General features: G+C 37.0%; 3 protein-coding genes. All 3 read right to left on the minus strand.

The genetic code is table 11. The features are described 5' to 3' along the window. Nucleotides 1–341: 341 nt before the first annotated feature. Nucleotides 342–779, minus strand: coding sequence for a hypothetical protein (locus F6K06_RS33405; protein ID WP_124146745.1), 438 nt, complete (start codon nt 777–779; stop codon nt 342–344). Between the two features lie 244 nt (nt 780–1,023). Continuing rightward, the gene (locus tag F6K06_RS33410; protein WP_240039132.1) at nt 1,024–1,374 is read right to left on the minus strand and encodes a type II toxin-antitoxin system VapC family toxin; all 351 of its coding nucleotides are present in this window, start codon (nt 1,372–1,374) and stop codon (nt 1,024–1,026) included. A 17-nt stretch (nt 1,375–1,391) separates the two neighbouring features. Further along, nucleotides 1,392–1,607, minus strand: a complete 216-nt coding sequence (locus tag F6K06_RS33415; RefSeq protein WP_124146747.1) for a hypothetical protein — start codon at nt 1,605–1,607, stop codon at nt 1,392–1,394. Between the last annotated feature and the right edge of the window lie 459 nt (nt 1,608–2,066).

Raw genomic sequence — 2,066 nt, forward strand, 5'->3', positions numbered from 1 at the left:
TACGGTTTAGTCCAGTCAATGCCCGCACTGAGGCGGTCTTCTTTTAGCACCCGATTCAGATCTAACATTGTCCCATCTCAAACACCCTATTAACTTTACTTTACCTTATAAAGCGACAAGTCTATTAACCTCCTCACAACCCACTACGAAAATTTAAAAGATGCCAAATCTACTCATGCTGATTCCATCAAAACAAAAATCCCCATTTCTCAAACAGACCGCAAATTCCTAGAAAATCTCATCTACAATAATGCCCTAGAAATTTGTATCGACGGTCTCAATGAATTCACCCCCGACACCCGCACTAAAATTAGTTATTTTGTCGAGCGTCATTTCCGGGGTCATATTCTCCTAGCAACACAACCCCTAGATTGGATTTCACCATTTATTCTCTGGTGAACTAAAGGTAATGCCCAACTACCCTTTTCTTCTGGAATGTAAGCCAAAGTACTGTATCCAAAAACTACCCCTATTGGTTGATTGACTCTTATTCTACCTGGAGTATGTTCATAAGTTCTTTCTTGAAGGGTAACTGCGTCTGGTCGCAACCAACCACTATGGTCTCCTACTAATAATGGTCTTTGATTCAATGTTATCTGTTTGATATAAACTTCCATCAATTTGTATCGTGATGGATAAAAATCTTCTAGAGTTTCGTAAACACTATGCCATCGTCGGCGAAATACTGGTGACAAAGATAATTCTGCTAGAGAATTAGGACTAGGGCTTAATATTGCTGCATCAGTAAGTTCAAACACAGCATCCTTCGCATTTTCCAACAGATGATATACTTAATTACGGAATAATTTTAACTTCAAATCAGGATAATTTTAACTTCAAATCAGGCATTTTGGCCAGATAATTTTTATTTAATGCCTGATTTTACCTGAAATAATTACCGACAAAAGGATTTGACGAGTAGAAGTTAGATAAGTAATACTAATTCGTATTACTTGTGGTTAGAAAATTACTCAGCTTCTCCAAAAGGCTAGACATGAGTATCATCCTTGTCTAGCTATTCAATCATAAAATTTGTACAGACTCAGTTTTAATCTCTAATAAATTTATCAGTTTAGCATCATTTGTCAATAACTTGGCATTCAATAACTGTGCTGTTGCTGCCACAATAGCATCAGGAAGTTTCAACCTGTAACTTTTCCGTAAAGCGATCGCTAAATCTTTAATTTGACTCTCAATACCAACTATTGTTATTTGAGCCAAAAAATTACGAATTTGTATTTCCTCAACTGGAGTCAAACTGGGATAAGAGAGTAACTCTATTTCAGTAATTATAGAAATAAAATATCTACCACCAGGTAGAGGGTTAACTAACCGCCCGCCTAAATAATACAAATGTGGTTTTGTATTTAGCACAATTAAATTTTCTGTCACTACCATTCATCCCTAATTTGTTGTTGATATTCCAAAGGGTCTATACTTAATTTTATTGTGCCTGCATACTCAGCCAAATCTACCTTTTGTTCTTCCACTTTTAACTCACAAGCAGCCAATAACTTTTCAATTTCTTGCCAGTCTTGATAGTCAATCAAAACTGCTACAGGGCGCATAGTTTCATCAGTAACTATTTTCTTCTTAAAATTCCGCATAATTTTCTCCTAATCTATGGATAAACTTTTCAAATAGCTAGGGAGAATGGTATTCGCCCTTTCTATATGTAGAGTCCCTGCGTAAGTCCTGATATCTCCAGGACTTACGCAAAAAAGGAAATTATACACCATTTGTAGGGGCGTTAACGATAGTTATGCTTCGCATAACTATCGTTAACGCCCCTACTAGATGTGATGGTTTTGCGTAAGTCTTGATATCTGCTTCATAAAACTGATACAAAGCGTCACATAACGTAACAAATTGATGTTTACTTCCTGCTTCTGCTGAGGCCGTCGGCGGTTACTCATCCACAGGCATTAACGGTCAAGCTAACCGCATCTCTACACTCTATACTTACATTTAAGTCTTTGTCAATTAACATAACTAAAAAAGTCCTCAAACCCTTACTACGCCGTTTTAGCGTAGGAAGCGGGATTTCAGGATAGGTCTACGTCTAT

Origin of the sequence: Okeania sp. SIO1H4 (assembly GCF_010672695.1) — a bacterium.
In the GTDB taxonomy this organism is placed as follows: Bacteria; Cyanobacteriota; Cyanobacteriia; order Cyanobacteriales; family Microcoleaceae; genus Okeania; species Okeania hirsuta.

Excerpts from the sequence above, each read along its gene's own strand:
- F6K06_RS33415 (WP_124146747.1), bottom strand. The coding sequence starts at position 1,607 with ATGCGGAATTTTAAGAAGAAAATAGTTACTGATGAAACTATGCGCCCT.